The organism is Pantoea sp. ACRSB (assembly GCF_022346905.1).
GTDB lineage: Bacteria > Pseudomonadota > Gammaproteobacteria > Enterobacterales > Enterobacteriaceae > Pantoea > Pantoea piersonii.
In genome coordinates this window covers 205,043-224,365 of record NZ_JAKRNL010000006.1, presented here as the reverse complement: position 1 = coordinate 224,365, position 19,323 = coordinate 205,043, and the positions used below count along the sequence as shown (strand labels likewise).

At 59.1% G+C, this 19,323-nt stretch carries 20 protein-coding genes; 8 read left to right on the top strand and 12 right to left on the bottom strand.

Annotated features, from left to right (window positions below; translation table 11 throughout):
* Positions 1-104: 104 nt before the first annotated feature.
* Positions 105-932: an FKBP-type peptidyl-prolyl cis-trans isomerase gene (gene fkpA, locus MHZ89_RS17895; RefSeq protein ID WP_120457352.1), complete on the bottom strand. Its 828-nt coding sequence runs from the start codon at positions 930-932 to the stop codon at positions 105-107.
* Positions 933-1,212: 280 nt separating this feature from the next.
* Between fkpA and MHZ89_RS17890 the strand changes: the two genes are divergently transcribed.
* On the top strand, positions 1,213-1,431 hold the full coding sequence (locus MHZ89_RS17890) for a SlyX family protein (protein WP_120457351.1): 219 nt from the start codon (positions 1,213-1,215) through the stop codon (positions 1,429-1,431).
* 82 nt (positions 1,432-1,513) lie between these two features.
* On the opposite strand, the gene slyD is transcribed toward MHZ89_RS17890, so the two are convergent.
* The 4 genes from slyD to kefG form a co-directional block, all read right to left on the bottom strand.
* Positions 1,514-2,071 carry a peptidylprolyl isomerase gene (slyD, locus tag MHZ89_RS17885; protein ID WP_311784121.1) on the bottom strand — a complete coding sequence of 186 codons (558 nt, stop codon included), beginning with the start codon at positions 2,069-2,071 and terminating at the stop codon, positions 1,514-1,516.
* 193 nt (positions 2,072-2,264) lie between these two features.
* Positions 2,265-2,459: a YheV family putative zinc ribbon protein gene (locus MHZ89_RS17880; protein ID WP_311784120.1), complete on the bottom strand. Its 195-nt coding sequence runs from the start codon at positions 2,457-2,459 to the stop codon at positions 2,265-2,267.
* A gap of 21 nt (positions 2,460-2,480) precedes the next feature.
* Positions 2,481-4,286, bottom strand: a complete 1,806-nt coding sequence (gene kefB, locus MHZ89_RS17875; RefSeq protein WP_311784119.1) for a glutathione-regulated potassium-efflux system protein KefB — start codon at positions 4,284-4,286, stop codon at positions 2,481-2,483.
* The gene (gene kefG / locus MHZ89_RS17870; RefSeq protein ID WP_311784118.1) at positions 4,286-4,837 is read right to left on the bottom strand and encodes a glutathione-regulated potassium-efflux system ancillary protein KefG; all 552 of its coding nucleotides are present in this window, start codon (positions 4,835-4,837) and stop codon (positions 4,286-4,288) included. Before kefG ends, kefB begins: the two co-directional genes overlap by 1 nt.
* Before the next feature lie 113 nt (positions 4,838-4,950).
* On the opposite strand from kefG, the gene MHZ89_RS17865 reads away from it, so the two are divergent.
* Positions 4,951-6,855, top strand: coding sequence for an ABC transporter ATP-binding protein (locus MHZ89_RS17865; protein WP_311784117.1), 1,905 nt, complete (start codon positions 4,951-4,953; stop codon positions 6,853-6,855).
* A 97-nt stretch (positions 6,856-6,952) separates the two neighbouring features.
* On the opposite strand, the gene tauD is transcribed toward MHZ89_RS17865, so the two are convergent.
* From tauD to tauA, 4 genes are read right to left on the bottom strand one after another with little or no spacing between them, the layout of a single operon-like run.
* The gene (gene tauD, locus MHZ89_RS17860) at positions 6,953-7,792 is read right to left on the bottom strand and encodes a taurine dioxygenase (RefSeq protein ID WP_311784116.1); all 840 of its coding nucleotides are present in this window, start codon (positions 7,790-7,792) and stop codon (positions 6,953-6,955) included.
* Positions 7,789-8,613, bottom strand: coding sequence for a taurine ABC transporter permease TauC (gene tauC, locus MHZ89_RS17855; RefSeq protein ID WP_311784115.1), 825 nt, complete (start codon positions 8,611-8,613; stop codon positions 7,789-7,791). Before tauC ends, tauD begins: the two co-directional genes overlap by 4 nt.
* The gene (gene tauB / locus MHZ89_RS17850) at positions 8,610-9,377 is read right to left on the bottom strand and encodes a taurine ABC transporter ATP-binding subunit (protein WP_120457333.1); all 768 of its coding nucleotides are present in this window, start codon (positions 9,375-9,377) and stop codon (positions 8,610-8,612) included. Before tauB ends, tauC begins: the two co-directional genes overlap by 4 nt.
* A gap of 10 nt (positions 9,378-9,387) precedes the next feature.
* The gene (gene tauA, locus MHZ89_RS17845) at positions 9,388-10,368 is read right to left on the bottom strand and encodes a taurine ABC transporter substrate-binding protein (protein WP_311784114.1); all 981 of its coding nucleotides are present in this window, start codon (positions 10,366-10,368) and stop codon (positions 9,388-9,390) included.
* Between the two features lie 235 nt (positions 10,369-10,603).
* Between tauA and MHZ89_RS17840 the strand changes: the two genes are divergently transcribed.
* Complete coding sequence (locus tag MHZ89_RS17840; protein ID WP_311784113.1) at positions 10,604-11,584, top strand: LacI family DNA-binding transcriptional regulator; 981 nt, start codon at positions 10,604-10,606, stop codon at positions 11,582-11,584.
* Position 11,585: 1 nt separating this feature from the next.
* Here MHZ89_RS17840 and MHZ89_RS17835 read toward each other — a convergent pair whose 3' ends face one another.
* Positions 11,586-12,188: a LysE family translocator gene (locus tag MHZ89_RS17835; RefSeq protein ID WP_311784112.1), complete on the bottom strand. Its 603-nt coding sequence runs from the start codon at positions 12,186-12,188 to the stop codon at positions 11,586-11,588.
* 57 nt (positions 12,189-12,245) lie between these two features.
* Between MHZ89_RS17835 and MHZ89_RS17830 the strand changes: the two genes are divergently transcribed.
* The 3 genes from MHZ89_RS17830 to MHZ89_RS17820 all read left to right on the top strand — a co-directional run bounded on the left by MHZ89_RS17830 (position 12,246) and on the right by MHZ89_RS17820 (position 14,408).
* The gene (locus MHZ89_RS17830; RefSeq protein WP_311784111.1) at positions 12,246-13,262 is read left to right on the top strand and encodes a hydrolase; all 1,017 of its coding nucleotides are present in this window, start codon (positions 12,246-12,248) and stop codon (positions 13,260-13,262) included.
* Positions 13,259-13,477 carry a YheU family protein gene (locus MHZ89_RS17825; RefSeq protein WP_311784143.1) on the top strand — a complete coding sequence of 73 codons (219 nt, stop codon included), beginning with the start codon at positions 13,259-13,261 and terminating at the stop codon, positions 13,475-13,477. The genes MHZ89_RS17830 and MHZ89_RS17825 overlap by 4 nt, the downstream gene beginning before the upstream one ends.
* A 61-nt stretch (positions 13,478-13,538) precedes the next feature.
* Positions 13,539-14,408 (top strand): phosphoribulokinase, encoded by an 870-nt coding sequence (locus MHZ89_RS17820; protein ID WP_311784110.1) that lies wholly within the window; start codon positions 13,539-13,541, stop codon positions 14,406-14,408.
* Between the two features lie 199 nt (positions 14,409-14,607).
* Here the strand turns inward: MHZ89_RS17820 and MHZ89_RS17815 are convergent, their stop codons facing one another.
* Positions 14,608-15,012, bottom strand: a complete 405-nt coding sequence (locus tag MHZ89_RS17815; protein WP_120457319.1) for an OsmC family protein — start codon at positions 15,010-15,012, stop codon at positions 14,608-14,610.
* 300 nt (positions 15,013-15,312) lie between these two features.
* On the opposite strand from MHZ89_RS17815, the gene crp reads away from it, so the two are divergent.
* Together crp and MHZ89_RS17805 are read left to right on the top strand one after the other, a co-directional pair.
* Entirely contained in the window at positions 15,313-15,945 is a 633-nt protein-coding gene (gene crp, locus MHZ89_RS17810) for a cAMP-activated global transcriptional regulator CRP (protein WP_000242758.1), read from the top strand.
* Between the two features lie 58 nt (positions 15,946-16,003).
* The gene (locus MHZ89_RS17805; RefSeq protein WP_311784142.1) at positions 16,004-18,079 is read left to right on the top strand and encodes a YccS/YhfK family putative transporter; all 2,076 of its coding nucleotides are present in this window, start codon (positions 16,004-16,006) and stop codon (positions 18,077-18,079) included.
* On the opposite strand, the gene MHZ89_RS17800 is transcribed toward MHZ89_RS17805, so the two are convergent.
* Positions 18,080-19,300, bottom strand: coding sequence for an aspartate aminotransferase family protein (locus MHZ89_RS17800; protein ID WP_311784109.1), 1,221 nt, complete (start codon positions 19,298-19,300; stop codon positions 18,080-18,082).
* Positions 19,301-19,323: the final 23 nt, after the last annotated feature.

Below are 19,323 nucleotides of genomic sequence, written 5' to 3'. Positions count from 1 at the left end.
GGGAAAGTTATGCAGGGGATAGTCTGGCAAATGTCGCACGCTTATGCCAGAGCTTTGTCACAGGCGGGAAATGAAACCGCCGCCCGAAGGCGGCGGCAGACAGATTATTGAGATTTCTTCGCGTCGGCGGCAGGCGCCTGCGCTTTCTCATCTGCTTTAGGCGCCGGTTTGATGTCGAGCAGTTCAACATCGAACACCAGCGTAGAGTTGGCCGGAATGCCCGGCACGCCGTTTTTACCGTAGGCGAGCTGCGGCGGGATCACCAGCTTGATTTTGCCGCCTTTCTTCACGTGCTTCAGACCTTCAGTCCAGCCCGGAATAACGCCGTCGAGACGGAAAGAGAGCGGTTCGCCGCGCGTATAGGAGTTGTCGAATTCGGTGCCGTCGATCAGCGTGCCTTTGTAGTTTACTACAACGGTATCGCTGTCTTTCGGCGCATCGCCGGTGCCTTCTTTCTCTACTTTATACAGCAGGCCAGATTCGGTTTTCTTCACGCCGCTCTCTTTGGCGAACTTGCTGGCGAAAGCGGTGCCTTTATCGGCGTTCTCTTTCGCGTCTTTTTCCATCTTCGCCTGTGCTGCGCCTTTCACGCGGCTTTCAAAGGCCTGCAGGGTCTGCTCGATCTCCTGGTCAGAGAGCTTGCTCTTACCGCCGAATGCATCCTGAACGCCCGCAATCAGCTGGTCTTTGTCCAGCTTGATGCCCAGTTTCTCCTGTTCCTTCAGGGAGTTGTCCATGTAGCGACCCAGCGAGGCGCCCAGAGCGTATGCCGATTGCTGATCTTCGTTTTTGAAGGCCGCATTTTTCGGTGCCTGGGGTGCCGCATCGCTCGCAGCCGGTGCTGCAGTCGCTTCGGCTGCCATCGCCAGCGGCGCGTTCAGCGCGATGGCCATGGTGGTGGCTAACATTGTGACTTTAAACAGTGATTTCATCCTTTCTCCAAAACCGAAGCGTCTCACCTCGGGAATTATTGCGGACTAAAGCTCCACACTATAACTGTACGCGGCAGCGGCGAACACTCCCGCAGCGTAATTACCCGGCTCTCCTCCGACCTTTTTTGCATCAGGAAGTTTCATCAGAGATGATGCTGCGGCAGACGTTATTCAACCCCTGTCAGGCGAAGCGGCAAAGAAATGGGGTGATTCTTACCGGGGAAACCGTAAAATCAGCGGCTGATGCGAGATTCGCCGCGTCACACTATAAGGAGAGGTCATGCAACAATCAGAGTGGGAACAACGGCTTGAAGCGCTGGAGAGCAAGCTGGCCTTTCAGGAGCTGACTATCGAGCAGCTTAATCAAACGGTGGTGCAGCACGAGCTGGAGATGGCGAAGATGCGCGAGCAGCAGCGCCTGCTGCTGGATAAGCTGAAAGCGGCCGCGCCGTCGATGATTGCGTCGCAGTCGGAAGAGACGCCGCCGCCGCATTACTGACAGGCTCAGAATGGCTGCGCACTCTTCGAACGCAAGGCAAAAAAAAGCCACCTGCGAAGGTGGCCTTTGAAAGCTGGATAGCTTAGTGATTGCAGCCGCAACCGCCGTGGCTGCCGCAGCCGCCGTTGCCGTGGTCATGACCATGGTCGTGATCGTGGTCATGATCGTGACCGTGTTCGCCGTGGACGTGACCGTGTGCCAGCTCTTCCGGGGTCGCTTCGCGGATCGCGACAACTTCCACGTTGAAGTTCAGGTTCTGGCCTGCCAGCATATGGTTGCCGTCAACCACAACGTGCTCGTCTTCCACTTCGGTGATTTCGACCGGAACCGGACCCTGGTCAGTTTCCGCCAGGAAGCGCATGCCAACCTGCAGTTCGTCAACGCCCATAAAGACGTCTTTAGGTACGCGCTGCACCAGGTTGTCGTCGTACTGGCCGTATGCATCGTTAGCCGGAATATGCACGTCAAACTTGTCGCCGACCGCATGATTTTCCAGCGCTTTTTCCAGACCAGAAATCAGGGAACCATGACCGTGCAGATAGTCTAACGGCGCACTTACCGGCGACTCGTCAACCAACACACCATCTTCTGTACGTACCTGATAGGCCAGGCTCACCACCAGGTCTTTTGCTACTTTCATGATATCTCCTAACCGTTGAGAACTGAGATCCCGTCTCATTGGTCTATTCTTACGTGCAATAACACCAACCAGAAAGGTTCGGGGCTGAGGCCGCGCCTTGCGCTACGCGATTAACCTCAGCGTTAGTGGCGCCGATTGTATCGGAATTCAATCCCACTGTAAGTTTAAGCGTAAAAAAAGCTGCGCCATTTCGCTACTCTGGATGGAAAATACCGATCACTTGCTCCTGGCTGCGAACCTGATCGCGGATCTGCTTATCCGCCTCGCGCATCTGGTGTCCGCATTTTACGCATTCCACTACGTCGACATTGTTTTCACGCCACATCGCCAGCGAGTCTTTTTCCTGACAGTGCGGACAAACCGCACCAGCAATAAATCGTTTACGCATGTTGGTTAACCTGTGTTGCTGTTACTGATCTTCGTCCCAGTCGTCAAACTGCCGTTTCTCATGCTGCATCTCGCGCTGGAAAATATCCTCCAGCTCGCGTCGCGCCTCGCGCACGCGGGAAATCTGCGCGTTGTCGGCGTGGTTCGGCATAAGCTCGCGCAGCATACGCATATCCAGACGACGGAAGTGCAGCTGCGCGCGCTGCGCCTGGTGCGGATGCATACCAACCGAAATCAGCGCCTTACGTCCCAGCTCCAGCGCGCTGGAGAAGGTTTCGCGTGAGAACTGCGTTACGCCCGCCAGCAGCAGCTCGTGCGCCTCTACGCGTCCGCGCGCTCGCGCCACGATCTCCAGCTGCGGAAAGTGCTGCTGACAAAGGTGTACGATCGCCATGGTATCTTCCGGCTCGTTACAGGTAATCACGATTGACTGCGCGCTGGCCGCACCGGCAGCGCGCAGCAGTTCAAGCTCGGTCGCATCGCCATAGTAAACCTTATAGCCATACTTGCGCATCAGGCTTACCGCGCTGATGTCGCGCTCCAGCACTGTGATCCTTTTATTATTAGCCATCAGCAGACGACCGACCACCTGCCCCATTCGGCCGAAGCCCACCACGATTACCTGCGGCTGGTCATCTTCGACAAAAGGTTTTTCGCCATCTTCATCGACTTCATTAAAGCGCCGCGCCAGCAGTTTATCGATCCCCTGCATCAGCAGCGGCGTGGTCATCATCGACAGCGTGACCGTCACCAGCAGCAGCGGCAGCTGATCGCCGGCGAAAAGATGCGCCGATGAAGCAGCGGAAAAGAGCACAAAGGCGAATTCGCCGCCCTGGCTCAGCACGCCGGCGAACTGCTGACGCTCGGAGCTACGCAGGCCGTAGACGCGCGCCAGCACATAGAGCACCAGCGTCTTCACCGTGACCAGAATCAGCACGCCGAGCAGGATCTCCAGAATATGGGTATAGAGTACGCCAAGGTTAAGCGCCATGCCGACAGAGATAAAGAACAGCCCGAGCAGCAAACCTTTAAACGGGTCAATGGCGACTTCCAGTTCGTGGCGGTACTCGCTCTCCGCCAGCAGGATACCGGCAATAAAAGTGCCCAGCGCCATCGACAGTCCGAGCGCATCCATAAACAGCGCCGAGCCCAGCACCAGCAGCAGAGCGGCGGCGGTAAAGACCTCACGAACGCCGGAAGCGGCGATAAAGCGGAAAATCGGCCGCAGCAGGTAGCGTCCGCCCACCAGCATGCCGGCAAACGCCAGCACTTTCATGCCGACCTTCATCCAGTCGATACTGCCGCTATCGCTGCCCGCCAGCAGCGGCACCAGCGCCAGCGCCGGGATTACCGCCAGGTCCTGGAACAGCAGCACCGAGAAGCCGAGCTGCCCCGCCTCGCTGCGGTTCATGCCTTTGTCGCGCATCAACTGCAGCGCCATCGCGGTTGAGGACATGGCGAGGCCGATGCCGCCAATCACCGCCGCCTGCCAGCTAAAGTTGCTCAGCCACAGCAGCGCGCCGAGGATGCCGGCGGAGATAAGCACCTGCGCCGCGCCGACGCCGAAAATCGAACGCCGCAGCGCCCAGAGTTTCGACGGGTTCAGTTCCAGCCCGATGATAAACATCAGGAAAACTACGCCCAGCTCCGAGAAGTGCAGGATCTCATCGACGTCGCTGATAAAACCCAGCCCCCAGGGGCCGATGGCGATCCCGGCTACCAGGTAGCCCAGCACAGCGCCAATGCCAAGGCGTGCAGCGATGGGTACAATCAGCACCGCCGCCACCAGATAGATAACGCCTGCGGTCAGCAGCGTTTGTCCTTCCATCAGAGACCTCCGTTGGGCAGCGGCGCGGCAAGCCATTCGCCATAGGCGCGAGCAAAGTGGCTCATCACCTCTTTCGGCTGTCGACGCGCCCAGTAAAGGATCATCGGCGTCATCCAGTGCATGCGGCACATCTGCGCGGTCAGTTCGAACGGACGCATAATGTCCGACATCGGATAGCGGTTAAGGCCGTTCTGATGATAGGCCGTCTCCGGCTCGCCGGTGGTGATCACGCTGCGCCAGTATTTGCCTTCCAGCGCGTTGCCGCCGACGCCGCTGGCGAAGCCGCGCGACAGCACGCGGTCCAGCCACTCCTTCAGCAGCGCAGGACAGCTATAGGTATAGAGCGGGTGCTGAAAAACGATAACCTGATGCTCGCGCAGCAGCTGCTGTTCATAGTGAATATCAATAAAGAAATCAGGATAGTGCGCGTACAGATCGTGTACGGTGACGTTCGCCTGTTTCTGCGCCGACTGCAGCAGAACCCGATTCGCTATCGACTCCTGCGTTTCCGGGTGGGCATAAAGCAGCAAAACTTTTGCTGGCTGCGACATAGTTATCCTCTTCCAAAGCGTCGTCATAGCGGCGGTTTTCCGCTACCATGCACGACGCGACACCCTCTAATTATGTGGTGGGTAAATTAACATATTCTGACGATACGGCGCTTATGATTGTCTTTTCTTCTCTGCAAATCCGCCGCGGCGTCCGCGTGCTGCTCGATAACGCTTCCGCCACCATTAACCCCGGCCAGAAAGTTGGTCTGGTGGGTAAAAACGGCTGCGGCAAATCGACCCTGCTGTCGCTGTTAAAAGGCGAGATCAGCAGCGACGCGGGCAGCGTGACCTTTCCCGGCAACTGGGCGCTGGCCTGGGTTAACCAGGAGACCCCGGCGCTGAGCAAAGCGGCGCTGGAATACGTTATCGACGGCGATCGTGAATATCGTCAGCTTGAGGCGGAGCTGGCGGACGCCAACCAGCGCAACGACGGCAACGCCATCGCGCTGCTGCATGGCAAGCTGGACGCGATCCAGGCCTGGAGCATTCACGCTCGCGCCTCCAGCCTGCTACACGGCCTTGGCTTTAGTCAGGAGCAGCTTAACCGGCCGGTAAGCGACTTCTCCGGCGGCTGGCGCATGCGCCTTAATCTGGCGCAGGCGCTGGTATGCCGTTCCGATCTCCTGCTGCTCGACGAACCGACTAACCACCTGGATCTCGACGCGGTAATCTGGCTGGAGCGCTGGCTGAAAAGCTATGAAGGCACCCTGATCCTGATCTCGCACGATCGCGACTTCCTCGATCCGGTCGTGGATAAGATCATTCATATCGAGCAGGAAACCCTCTACGAATACACCGGCAACTACAGCTCATTCGAACGGCAGCGCGTCGCTAAGCTGGCGCAGCAGCAGGCGCTGTTCGAAAGCCAGCAGGAGAAAGTGGCGCACCTGCAAAGCTATATTGACCGCTTCCGCGCCAAAGCCTCTAAAGCGAAACAGGCGCAGAGCCGTATCAAGATGCTGGAACGCATGGAGATGATCGCGCCGGCTCACGTCGATAACCCGTTCAGCTTCAGCTTCCGCGCCCCGGAAAGCCTGCCGAATCCGCTGCTGAAGATGGAAAAAGTCACCGCTGGCTATGGCGAGCGCATCATTCTCGACGCCATCAAGCTCAATCTGGTGCCCGGCTCGCGCATTGGTCTGCTGGGCCGCAACGGCGCAGGCAAATCGACCCTGATTAAGCTGCTGGCGGGCGAGCTGACCCCGCTTGAGGGCGAAGTCGGACTGGCGAAGGGCATCAAGCTCGGCTACTTCGCGCAGCATCAGCTGGAGTATCTGCGTAGCGACGAGTCGCCGCTGCAGCATCTGGCGCGCATTGCGCCGAAGGTGCTGGAACAGCAGCTGCGCGACTACCTTGGCGGCTTCGGCTTTCAGGGTGATAAGGTCAGCGAAGTCACGGCGCGCTTCTCCGGCGGCGAAAAGGCGCGGCTGGTGCTGGCGCTGATCGTCTGGCAGCGCCCTAACCTGCTGCTGCTCGACGAACCGACTAACCACCTCGATCTCGATATGCGGCAGGCGCTGACCGAAGCGCTGATCGATTTCGAAGGCGCGCTGGTGGTGGTTTCGCACGACCGTCATCTGCTGCGCGCCACCACCGACGATCTCTATCTGGTGCATGACGGCAAGGTTGATGTCTTCCCCGGCGATCTTGAAGATTACCAGCAGTGGCTGAGCGACCTGCAGAAGCAGCAGGCGCAGGCGGACGCCGCGCCGAAGCAGGACAACGGCAACAGCGCGCAGGCGCGTAAAGATCAGAAGCGCCGCGACGCCGAGCTGCGCGCCCAGACGCAGCCGCTGCGCAAAGAGATCGAGAAGCTGGAGAAGCAGATGGCGAAATGGCAGAGCCAGCTCACCGAAGCGGAAACGCAGCTTGCCGACGGCGATATCTACGATCCCAGCCGTAAAGCGGATCTGACCGCCGCGCTGCAGCGCCAGGCGGAGAGTAAAGCGGCGCTGGAAGAGGTCGAGATGGCGTGGCTGGATGCCCAGGAACAGCTTGAGGCGATGCTGGCAAGCTAGTCGCACCAGCCTTAAAACGATCGTACCGGCGCAGCAACACAGTCGCAGCCCGGTACGGACGTTTTAATATATTTACACCGCAGCCCGGTACAGACATTTAAAAAGGCCGATCCCCCAGCACCGTCGCCCGATGCATCACCCGCCTTGCCGGATAGTAATCCGCATTCGCATAGTGCTGCGTCACGCGATTATCCCAGATCGCTACGTCATTCGGCCGCCAGCGCCAGCGCACCTGGAACTCCGGCTTAGTGGCATGGGCGTATAAGAGCGCCAGTACGGCGTCGCTCTCTTTTTCGCTCAGCTCCACAATCCGCGTAGTGAATCCTTCATTAACGAACAGCGCCTTGCGTCCGCTTACCGGATGAGTGCGGATCACCGGGTGCTGCACCGGCGGATGCTTCGCTACCGCCTCCTGCCAGCGCTGGTGCTCCTCTGCGGTACGGCGATATTTATACTCCTGGAATGACTTTTTGAAATCATGCTCGGCGTGCAGCCCTTCCAGCAGGGTTTTGAGCGGCGCCGAAAGGGCTTCAAAGGCGGCGATGCCGCTTGCCCACAAGGTATCGCCGCCCGACTCAGGCAAAAGTTTCGACGCCAGAATCGCGACCGCCGGCGGCGTGTTGATAAAGGTAACGTCAGTATGCCAGTTATCGTTGTCCGGCGGATTATCCTGGTGGGTATCCAGCACGATAATCTCCTCTACGCCTTCAGCGTGCGGGTAAACCGGATGAATATGCAGGTCGCCGAAGCGCGCCGCCAGCGCGCGCTGCTGATGCGGCGTAATCAGCTGATCGCGCAGAAACAGCACCTGATGGCGCAGCAGCGCGTGATAGAGCTGCTCAAACTGGGTGTCGCTGAGCGGTCGGGTTAAATCGAGATTCGACACCTGCGCGCCAATATAAGGGCCGAGCGCCGTGATATTCAGCTTTTCATTCATTGTTGTTCTCCGTTCCAGGGCGTCAGGCGACGCTGCAGGGCGCGCAGCCCAAGTTCTAAGGTAAAAGCAATCAGCGCGATAACCGCGATACCCGCCAGCACCACGTCGGTTGCCAGAAATTCTCCGGCGGACTGCACCATAAATCCCAGCCCGCGCGTCGCGGCGATCAGCTCTGCCGCCACCAGCGTCGACCAGCCGACACCTAAGCCGATACGCAGCCCCGTCAGGATCTCCGGCAGCGCGCCAGGCAGGATGACCCAGCGCAGCAATTGCCAGCGGCTGGCACCCAGCGACTGCGCAGCGCGGATGCGTACCTGCTGCGTATTACGCATGCCCGCCAGGGTCGAAAGCGTCACCGGCGCGAAGATGGCCAGATAGATCAGGAGGATTTTCGAGGTCTCGCCGATGCCGAACCAAATCACCATCAGCGGCAAATAGGCGAGCGGCGGCACAGGACGGTAAAGCTCAATCAGCGGATCGAGCAGGCCGCGCACCGCCGGACTCAGGCCCATGGCGATGCCGACCGGAATACCGATCGCTGCCGCAGCGAACAGCGCAACCAGCATGCGCGTCAGGCTGGCGGCGAGATGCTGCCACAGCGTGGCGTCCATAAACCCCTGAGGACTGGCGATCAGCAGCAGCTTGCTCAGCACCTGCTGCGGCGCAGGCAAAAACAGCGGGCTAATCAGGCCCAGCGCCGTAACGCTCCACCAGATCAGCAGCAGCAGCGCCAGGCTCAGCAGGCTGAGGCTGAACGGGCGGGAAAAAGGCCAGCGCAGACGACGCGCCGCGGTGGTTTTATCGCTGATGACCGCGCTCATACAAAGGCCTCCCGCTGTTCGAATACCCGATTCAGCACATATTCGCGCTGTTCAATAAAAGCGGGATCGGATTTGATGGCGCGGCAGGGCTCGCCAGCGGCGAAGCGCTGGCCGAAGTTAAGCTTCAGGCGCTCCACTATGCGGCCCGGCCCCGGCGAAAGCAGCACCAGCTCGCTGGCGAGGAATACCGCTTCTTCTATATCGTGAGTAATCAGGAAAATTTGCTTGCCGCTGTCGCGCCACAGCGTCAGCAGCAGGGTCTGCATCTGCTCGCGGGTAAAGGCATCCAGCGCGCCAAAGGGCTCGTCAAGCAGCAGCAGCTGCGGATCCGCCGCCAGCGCGCGTGCGATGCCAACGCGCTGACGCTGACCGCCGGAAAGCTGCCAGACGGGACGATTTTCCGCCCCTTCAAGCCCGACCTTTTTTAGCAGCCGCCGCGCGATAGCGTTGCGTTCGCTGCGCGCCATTCCGGCGAGCTGAAGACCAAAGGCGACATTGTCCAGCACGTTGCGCCAGGGCAGCAGCCCCTCATGCTGAAACACCACGCCGCGCTCCGCGCCCGGCCCGCTGATAGCGTTGCCTTCCAGCGTGATGCTGCCGGACTCTACCGGCAAAAAGCCGGCGATCAGGTTAAGCAGCGTTGTTTTGCCGCAGCCCGACGGGCCGAGCACCACCAGCAGTTCGCCTTTATCGAGCTGCAGGCTGATATCCTGCAGGGCGGGTCGTCCGGCATAACGCGCGTTAAGATGAGCGATGCGCAGCATGGCGTTCTCCTTACTGTTTCGCCAGCGGCTCGACAAAGCGGCTGGTGACGAAATCGCTGTAGTCGGCGTTCGCCTGCGGCACCTTGCCCTGCTCTTTCAGGAAGCTGGCCGTATCGACGATCGCTTTATTCACCGGCTTGCCTAGCTGCTCAACCTGCTGCTGCGCCGTGAGGTAGGTATTGCCTTTCACCAGATCCGCTATCTGCGCTTCCGGCACGCCGCTCAGGCGCGACAGCTTGCTCAGATTATCCGGCTGCTTCAGCCACTGGTCCGGGTTATTAAGGTAGGTTTTTTGCGCTTCGATGGCGCTGCGGGCGAAAGCCGTTACCACGTCAGGATGCGCGCTGGCGAAATCTTTGCGCACCACCCAGACGTCAAGCGTCGGCGAGCCCCACTGCCCTACCTGCGAAGAGTCCGTCAGCACCTTGCCATCTTTCTCCAGCTCGTTGACGGCAGGCGCCCAGACATAGGCGCCGTCGATATCTCCACGCTGCCAGGCGGCGATAATCGCGGGTGGCTGCAGGTTTACCAGCTGCACCTCTGTCGGCTTGATGCCCCAGTGCTTCAGCGCCGCCAGCAGGCTGTAGTGGGTGGTGGAAATAAACGGTACGGCGATGCGTTTACCGATCAGATCTTTCGGGCCGCCAATCCCCTTTTTCACTACCAGCGCTTCGGAGCTGCCGAGCTGTGACGCCAGTAAAAAGGCTTCGATCGGTAATTGCTGCGTGGCGGCCACGGCCAGCGGGCTGGAGCCGATATTGCCGATCTGCACATCGCCCGACGCCAGCGCGCGCAGCACGCCCGCGCCGCTGTCGAACTTACGCCAGTCAACGGTCGCGCCGCTCTCGCGCGCAAAGGTATTGTCCGCCTGCGCCACTTTTGCCGGTTCGGCAGAGGTCTGATACGCCACCGTCACATTGACGGCCTGCGCCTGAAACACCAGCAGCGAAAGCGCTGCGGCCAATATCGTTAAAGGTCTTTTCACTGCCATGAAATCGCACTCCGCCAGGCTCTTATGATGGGTGCAGTGTCGCCAGCGGCAGTGATTTCATAAAGGAATTAAAAATTATTCATAATAAAAAGATGTTCTTAGATCATGATCGGCAAAGCTGATGCGAAATGTGGCAATGGCGAACCGATTATTCAGACAAAATGGCAGGCGCTCACATTGCCGCTGTGTTATTGATATGGCTCCCTGTTAACCGGCAAGAAAGGTATGCGGCAATATGTCCATTGAGAAGGTCGCGCTGCTGGCGGGCGTCTCTAAAGCTACGGTATCCCGCGTGCTTAATGCGCATCCAGGCGTAAAAGCGGACACGCGCGACCGGGTGCTGGCGGCGATCTCCGCCAGCGAATACCAGCCCAACCTGCTTGCGCGCCAGCTGCGCACCGCCCAGAGCCATATGCTGCTGGTGCTGATTTCCGATATTACCAATCCCTTCTGTTCGCGCGTGGTGCAAGGCATCGAGGCGGAAGCGGAAGCGCAGGGCTACCATATTCTTCTCTGCAACTCCGCCTCGCAGCTGCGGCGAGAATCCGCCTGGCTCGGTCTGCTGACCGGCAAGGTGGTTGATGGCGTCATCACCATGGATGCGGCCTCTACGCTGCAGGATATCGCCGCCCTGATTGGCGACGCGCCTTGGGTGCAGTGCGCAGAATACGATCCCGCCATAGCAGCCTCTTCCGTCGCCATTGATAACCGCGGCGCGGCGCGCGAAACGGTGCGCTATCTGGCAGGCAAAGGCCGCCGCCGTATCGGACTGGTTAACAGCGATATGCGCTATCTCTATTCACACCAGCGTGAAGCGGGCTACCGCGAGGAGCTGGAACAGCTGGGGCTGCCGTGGCGCGGCGTGGCCTATGCCGAAGAGATTTCATGCGAGGCGGGCAGTCAGGCGCTGCGTCAGCTGTTGCAGCAGCCTGAGCTGCCGGATGCGGTGCTGGCGGTGTCGGACGTACTGGCGGTAGGCGTAGTGCATGCCGCGCTGGAAGCGGGCCTGCGCGTTCCAGAGGATCTCGCCGTCGTCGGCTTTGACGGCATTCCCTTTACTCGCAGCCTGAACCCGCCGCTTACCACCATTGAACAGCCGATGTATCAGCTTGGCGCGCGCAGCGTTCAGCTTTTGCTGCAGCGTATTCGCCGCCCGACGTCGCCGGTGGTGCGCGATCTGCTGCCGTGGAAGCGCGTCGAGCGCGCCTCCAGCTAGTTCAGCGCCAGATAAGCAGCACGCAGGCGGCGGTCAGCAGGCCCATCGCCACGTTAAAGAGGGTCCAGGCGCGGCGGCTTTGCAGGATGCGGCCAATCAGCGCGCCGAAGCCGATCCAGATAACACCCGCTACCAGGTTAACCAGAAACATGCTAAAGCTGATGGCCATGACGGAATGCAGATAGGCAGCGCCGGCAAGACTAAAGCTCGCGACCGCGCCCAGCGCCATCAGCCAGGCTTTCGGGTTAATCAGCTGCAGCAGGCCACCCTGCCAGAACGGCATCGGTTTTGGCGGCGCGTCGCCGGTTTCCAGCTTCTCATAGGCGGCAGTGGCGATTTTCCAGGCCAGCCAGAGCAGATAAAGGCTGCCGGCGATCTTAAGGATAAGGTGAAGCGCGGGATAGAGCAGGATCAGGCCACCGACGCCGAACGCCACCATCAGCAGCATCACCTGCATGCCGATCATAATGCCGACCATTAACGGCAAGGTACGCCAGAAGCCGAAATTGGCGCCGGAGGCGGTGAGTAACATATTATTAGGGCCTGGCGTGATGGCGGCGACCCAGAGAAAACCTAACATTGAGAAAAACAGGCTCAGTTCCATGAACGGGTGCTCCTCACCCCAGACTTGCGACAAACTTAACGAAGCTAACAGTGTGATATGGATCAGACAAGCCCTGGCGGCATGAATTTTACTCCTGACGCGACAGCGGGCTTTATGCCGTCGCGCGCCCTGCGCAATCCGCATCTGCAGACGGTGCTGCCGCGTCTGGTGCGTCGTCGCCTGTTACTTCGTCCGCACTGGCAGCGCCTCGATCTGCCAGACGGCGACTTCCTCGACCTAGCCTGGAGCGAAGATCCGCAGCAGGCGAGCCATAAGCCGCGCGTGGTGTTGTTCCACGGGCTGGAGGGCAACTTTCACAGTCCTTACGCCCACGGGCTGATGCATGCCTGCCAGCGGCAGGGCTGGCTCGGCGTCGTGATGCATTTTCGCGGCTGCGGCGGCGAGCCGAACCGCCTGCATCGTATCTATCACTCTGGCGAAACCGAAGACGCCGCCTTTTTTCTGCGCTGGCTGAAAACGCGCTGGGGTGATGCGCCGACCGCCGCGGTAGGCGTTTCGCTCGGCGGCAATATGCTGGGTTGCCTGCTCGGCAGGCTGGGCGACGCCGCGCCGCTCGACGCCGGGGTTATCGTCTCTGCGCCGCTGCTGCTGGAGCCGTGCAGCCTGAAGCTTGAACAGGGCTTTTCACGCTTTTATCAACGCTATCTGCTCGACCAGTTGAAAAAGAACGCCGAGCGTAAGCTGCGCGCGTGGCCGGGCACGCTGCCGGTAGATTTGCTGCAGCTTAAGGCGCTGCGCCGCCTGCGCGATTTTGACGACGCCATCACCGCCCGCGCCCATGGCTTTCTTGATGCGGGCGACTATTACCGGCGCGCCAGCGCTATGCCGCTGTTAAAAAAGGTGCGTAAGCCCTTGCTGATCATTCACGCCAAAGACGATCCTTTTATGACTGATGAGGTGATCCCCCTGCCGGAGCAGCTCTCAGCCAGTATCACCTATCAACTTACGCCGCATGGCGGACACGTTGGCTTTGTCGGCGGCACGCTGCGTCAACCGCAGATGTGGCTCGAACAGCGTGTGCCGCAGTGGCTTACACAATGGCTCTCATCATGATTATTCCCTGGCAACAACTCGATCCCGATACGCTTACCAACCTGATTGAAGCCTTTGTGCTGCGCGAAGGCACCGACTATGGCGAGCAGGAGCGCAGCCTGGCGCAAAAAGTTGATGATGTGCGCCGCCAGCTGGAGCGCGGCGACGTCGTGCTGGTCTGGTCGGAACTGCATGAAACCATCAATATTATGCCGCGCAGGGAATTTCGCGGCTGATGCGTCGACGCGCTTTTCATGTTAACAATGCTCATCGCCCGACTCTACAGGGAGCTTTTTCATGTCAGCACGACATCCGATTATTGCGGTAACCGGCTCCAGCGGGGCCGGCACCACCACCACCAGCCTGGCGTTCCGTAAAATTTTTCAGCAGCTCAATCTGCATGCCGCCGAGCTGGAGGGCGACAGCTTCCACCGCTATACGCGGCCGGAAATGGATATGGCTATCCGCAAGGCGCGCGACCTGGGGCGTCACGTCAGCTATTTCGGCCCGGAAGCCAATGATTTCGGTCTGCTGGAGCAAACTTTTACCGACTACGGCAATGAGGGGAAAGGCCAGTCGCGCAAGTATCTGCACACCTACGACGAAGCCGTTCCCTGGAATCAGGTGCCCGGCACCTTTACGCCCTGGCAGCCGCTGCCGGAAAATACCGACGTGCTGTTCTATGAAGGACTCCACGGCGGCGTAGTGACGCAGCAGCATAATGTGGCGGAGAAAGTTGACCTGCTGGTAGGAGTAGTGCCGATCGTTAACCTGGAGTGGATCCAGAAGCTGGTGCGCGACACCAGCGAACGTGGCCACTCGCGCGAAGCCGTGATGGATTCTGTGGTTCGCTCGATGGAGGATTACATCAACTTCATTACGCCGCAGTTTTCACGCACCCACATCAACTTCCAGCGCGTGCCGACCGTCGATACCTCAAACCCGTTCGCCGCACGTGAGATCCCGTCGCTGGACGAGAGCTTTGTGGTTATTCACTTTCGCGGACTGGAAAATATCGACTTCCCCTATCTGCTGGCAATGCTGCAGGGTTCGTTTATTTCGCATATGAATACCCTGGTGGTACCGGGCGGCAAAATGGGGCTGGCGATGGAGCTGATTATGGCGCCGCTGGTGCAGCGACTGATGGAAGGAAAGCGGATTGCCTGACCGGCTGTGAGCGCAGGTGGCCGCAGATGGTCGCAGATGGTAAGACCGAGGTGGTCGCGGATGGCAAGGCCCGATCGCAAAGACGCAAAAGACGGCATCCTTGCCCGCTCGGCCCGCGCCATCCATGGCGCGGGACGCTTTGCTCTTCGGTCCTTGCCATCCGCTCCTTGAATTTATGTGCCGTCTGTAAGAGCAGGCCTTACAGCTCAATCACCTCATAGCTATGGGTAATCTCAACGCCCTTGCCCAGCATCAACGCCACCGAGCAATACTTCTCCGCCGAGAGATCTACCGCGCGCGCCACGGCTTTATCGCTCAGCGCTTTGCCGCTGACCACAAAGTGCAGGTTAATATGGGTAAACAGACGCGGCGCCTCTTCGCGACGCTCAGAGGTCAGCTTCACCTCGCAGTCTGCCACCTCGTTGCGCCCTTTCTGTAAAATAGAGACCACATCGATGGCACTGCAGCCGCCCGTCGCCATCAACACCATCTCCATTGGACTTGGCGCTTTATCGCCGGAGTTGCCGTCCATCAGAATCTGATGTCCCGACGCCGACTCGCCGAGAAAGGTTAACCCTTCGACCCACTTCACTCGTGCCTGCATGTTTCCACCTCAAGAATAGCCCGTTTGCCGCCAGAGTACGCGTTCACCTGACAAACAGCAATCCAGAGTAATCCCCCCTTTGCTGAAGCGAGACAACAGAAGACAGTCGGCAAAAGCTGTGCTACATACAGTGCTGAAAATAGTTCGTTCTGTTAAGGACGAAGACGGGACACATCAAGCGCCTGCCGCAAAATAAGGCCCGAATAATCTCCTTCAGGAGAAACGCTTGAAGCTTTCATCGCCTGGCAGGGAATAATCCCCCCGCGTTTTGGGCACGATTACAACAGAGGATAATAGCGAATGGTTCTCGGCAAACCGCAAACAGACCCTACACTCGAATGGTTCCTGTCCCATTGCCATATTCACAAATATCCATCCAAAAGTACGCTGATTCATCAGGGTGAGAAGGCTGAAACCCTCTACTACATCGTGAAAGGTTCCGTTGCGGTGCTTATCAAAGATGAAGAGGGCAAAGAGATGATCCTCTCTTACCTGAATCAGGGTGATTTTATCGGCGAGCTTGGCCTGTTTGAAGAAGGTCAGGAGCGCAGCGCCTGGGTACGCGCTAAAACCGCGTGCGAAGTGGCGGAGATTTCCTACAAGAAATTCCGTCAGCTTATTCAGGTGAACCCGGATATTTTAATGCGTCTCTCTTCGCAGATGGCGCGCCGTCTGCAGGTCACATCGGAAAAAGTAGGCAATTTAGCTTTCCTCGACGTTACCGGACGTATTGCACAAACCCTGCTTAACCTGGCTAAACAGCCAGACGCCATGACGCATCCCGACGGCATGCAAATCAAAATTACTCGTCAGGAAATTGGCCAAATCGTTGGTTGCTCACGCGAAACCGTGGGCCGCATTTTGAAAATGCTGGAAGACCAGAATCTGATTTCCGCACACGGCAAAACCATTGTCGTTTACGGCACCCGCTGATTTCCTCTCACTCACGGCGTGATCTCTCAGTCACGCCGTTACTGCTTTTAGTTAAGTGATGTGGCGTCGAATCATCTATCACCCCGAAGTTAACTATGCCCTGCGGCAGACGCTGGTGCTGTGCATTCCCGTGGCGCTCGGCTGGCTGTTTGGCGATCTGCAGAAAGGGCTGCTCTTCTCTCTCGTTCCTGCCTGCTGCAACGTCGCGGGTCTGGATACGCCGCACAAGCGCTTCTTCAAACGTCTGATTGTCGGCGGCTCGCTGTTTGCGCTCGGCAGTTTTCTGATCCAGCTCTTAACGCTGAAAGGCGTACCGCTGCCTGCCGTACTCTTTGTTCTGCCGCTGCTGCTGGGCGTTACCGGCGAAATCAGTCCCCTGCACGGGCGGCTGCTCTCAGGCACGCTGGTGGCGGCAATCTTTACGCTGAGCCTGATTGGCCGCATGCCGATCTATGTGCCGCCGCTGCTCTATATCGGCGGCACGCTCTGGTATGGACTCTTTAACTGGTTCTGGTTCTGGCTGTGGAAAGAGCAGCCGATGCGCGAAACCCTGAGCCTGATCTACCGCGAACTGGCGGACTACTGCGACGCGAAATATACGCTGCTCACCCAGCTTACCGATCCGGAAAAAGCGTTGCCCCCGCTGCTGGCGCGCCAGCAGAAAGCGGTCGATTTGATTAACACCTGCTACCAGCAGATGCATATGCTCTCCGCCAGCCGCGACAACAGCCATAAGCGGCTGACGCGCGCCTTTCAGGTGGCGCTTGACCTGCAGGAGCATATCTCTGTCAGCCTGCATCAGCCGGAAGAGGTGCAGAAGCTGGTAGAGCGCAGCCATGCGGAAGCGGTCATACGCTGGAATGCCAAAATTATCTCGGCGCGGCTGCGCGCGCTGGCCGATTCCATTCTTTACCATCAGCTGCCGAGCCGCTTCGAGATGGATAAGCCGCTCGGCGCGCTGGAAAAAATCGCCCGACAGCATCCGGAGAATCCGGTGGGCCACTTCTGTTTCTACCACTTCAGCCGCATCGCGCGCGTGCTGCGCACGCAAAAACCGCTCTATCAGCGCGACCTGATGTCCGATCGCCAGCGCCGCCTGCCGCTGCTTGCCGCGCTGCGCAGCTACCTGTCGCTGAAATCCTCCGCGCTGCGCACGGCGGCGCGCTTTGCCGTGATGCTGATGTTCGGCAGCGCACTGGCGATGCTGTTCGACATCCCCAAGCCCTACTGGATCCTGATGACCATTATGTTCGTCAGTCAGAACGGCTACAGCGCCACGCGGGTGCGGATCCAGCACCGGGCACTGGGCACTTTCGCCGGTCTGGTGATTGCCGCCGCCTCGCTGCGCTTTGCGGTGCCGGAATCGCTGGTGCTGCTGTTTATGCTGGTGGTAACGCTGCTGAGCTACCTGGTGACGCGCAAATATTACGGCTGGTCGATGATCGGCTTTACCGTCACGGCGGTTTACTCGTTACAGCTGCTGTCGCTAAACGGCGCGCAGTTTTTACTGCCGCGCCTGATGGATACGCTGATGGGATGTCTTATCGCCTTTGGCGGCATGCTATGGCTCTGGCCGCAGTGGCAGAGCGGGCTGCTGCGTCAGAACGCCCACGACGCGCTGGAAACCTATCAGGATGCGCTGCGGCTGCTATTGGGGCCAGAGCAGGAGGCGAAAAAGCTGGCTTATCAGCGTATGAGGGTCAACCAGGCGCATAACGCGCTGTTCAACTCGCTCAATCAGGCGATGCAGGAACCGGGCTTTAACGCACAGTACCTGAAAGATATGCGCTTATGGGTAACGCACAGCCAGTTTATCGTTGAGCATATCAACGCCATAACGATCCTCGCTCGCGAACACACCATGCTGACGCCGGATCTGGCGCAGCGTTATCTGCAGTCGTGCGAAATCGCGCTACAGCGCTGCCAGCAGCGGCTGGAGTATGACGGGCCGGGATCGCAGACTAACGTGATGGCGGGCGTAGAGGATCTGGATGAAGGCCCCAGGACGATTCTGGAGCAGCATGTGAAGCGCATTCTGGAACATCTGAACGCGATGCACACCATTTCGTCGCTGGCGTGGAGCCAGCGGCCGCATCATGGCCGCTGGCTGATAAGGCGTCTGCGCAAGAGTTGATCAGGCCGTCAGCACGCTTTCCACCGCGCGGGCAAAGCGCGCCATGCCCTCTTCAATATCGGTGGGCTCAATGACCAGCGACGGCGCAAAGCGGATCACATCAGTTCCCGCCACCAGCACCATCAGCCCCTCCGCGGCCGCCGCGTGGAGGATATCGCGCGCTTTACCGGCATGCTGCGGCTTCAGCGCCGCGCCGATCAGCAAACCTTTGCCGCGAATGTCCGTAAAGAGATTATGCTTCGCGTCGAGCGCTTTCAGCGCCGTTACGAACTGCTCGCGACGCGTCTGAACGCCCTGCAGTACCTCCGGCGTATTGATGACATCCAGTGCGGCTTCCGCAACCGCGCTGGCCAGCGGATTGCCGCCGTAGGTGGTGCCGTGTACGCCCGGCGACATGGCTGAGGCAATTTCATGGGTGGTCAGCATGGCGCTCACCGGGAAGCCGCCGCCCAGCGCTTTGGCGGTGGTAAGAATATCCGGCGTCACACCGTAGTGCTCATACGCGAACAGCTTGCCGCTGCGTCCCATGCCGCTCTGCACTTCATCCAGCACCAGCAGCGCCTGATGCTTATCGCACAGCGCGCGCAGTCCCTGCATAAACTCCGGCGTGGCGGGCATAACGCCGCCCTCGCCCTGAATCGGCTCAACCACGATGGCGCAGGTGTGGTCATCAATAACCGCTTTGACCGCCTCAAGATCGTTAAAGGGAACGTGTACGATATCCGCCGGTTTTGGTCCAAAACCATCGGAATATTTGGGCTGGCCGCCAACGGAAACGGTAAAAAGGGTACGGCCGTGAAACGCGTTGTGGAAGGCAATGATTTTGGTTTTAAACGGGCTGTGGCGATGGCAGGCGTAGTAGCGCGCCAGCTTGAAAGCGGCTTCGTTCGCTTCGGCACCGGAGTTGGCGAAAAAGACGCGCTCGGCGAAAGTGGCGTCAATCAGTTTACTGGCGAGGCGCAGCGCTGGCTCGTTGGTAAAAACATTGCTTAAATGCCACAGGGTTTCGCCCTGGGTTTTCAGCGCCTCCACCAGCGCCGGATGACAATGGCCCAGCGCCGTTACGGCGATGCCGCCGGAAAAGTCGATATACTCTTTGCCCTGCTGATCCCAGACGCGGCTGCCCTTGCCTTTTACCGGCACGAACTGCGCAGGTGCATAAACAGGCAAAATAACCTTATCGAACGTTTCCCGCGTTACCGCAATTTTCTCCGCTGCCATCGGCGACCACCTTTGATTATTTA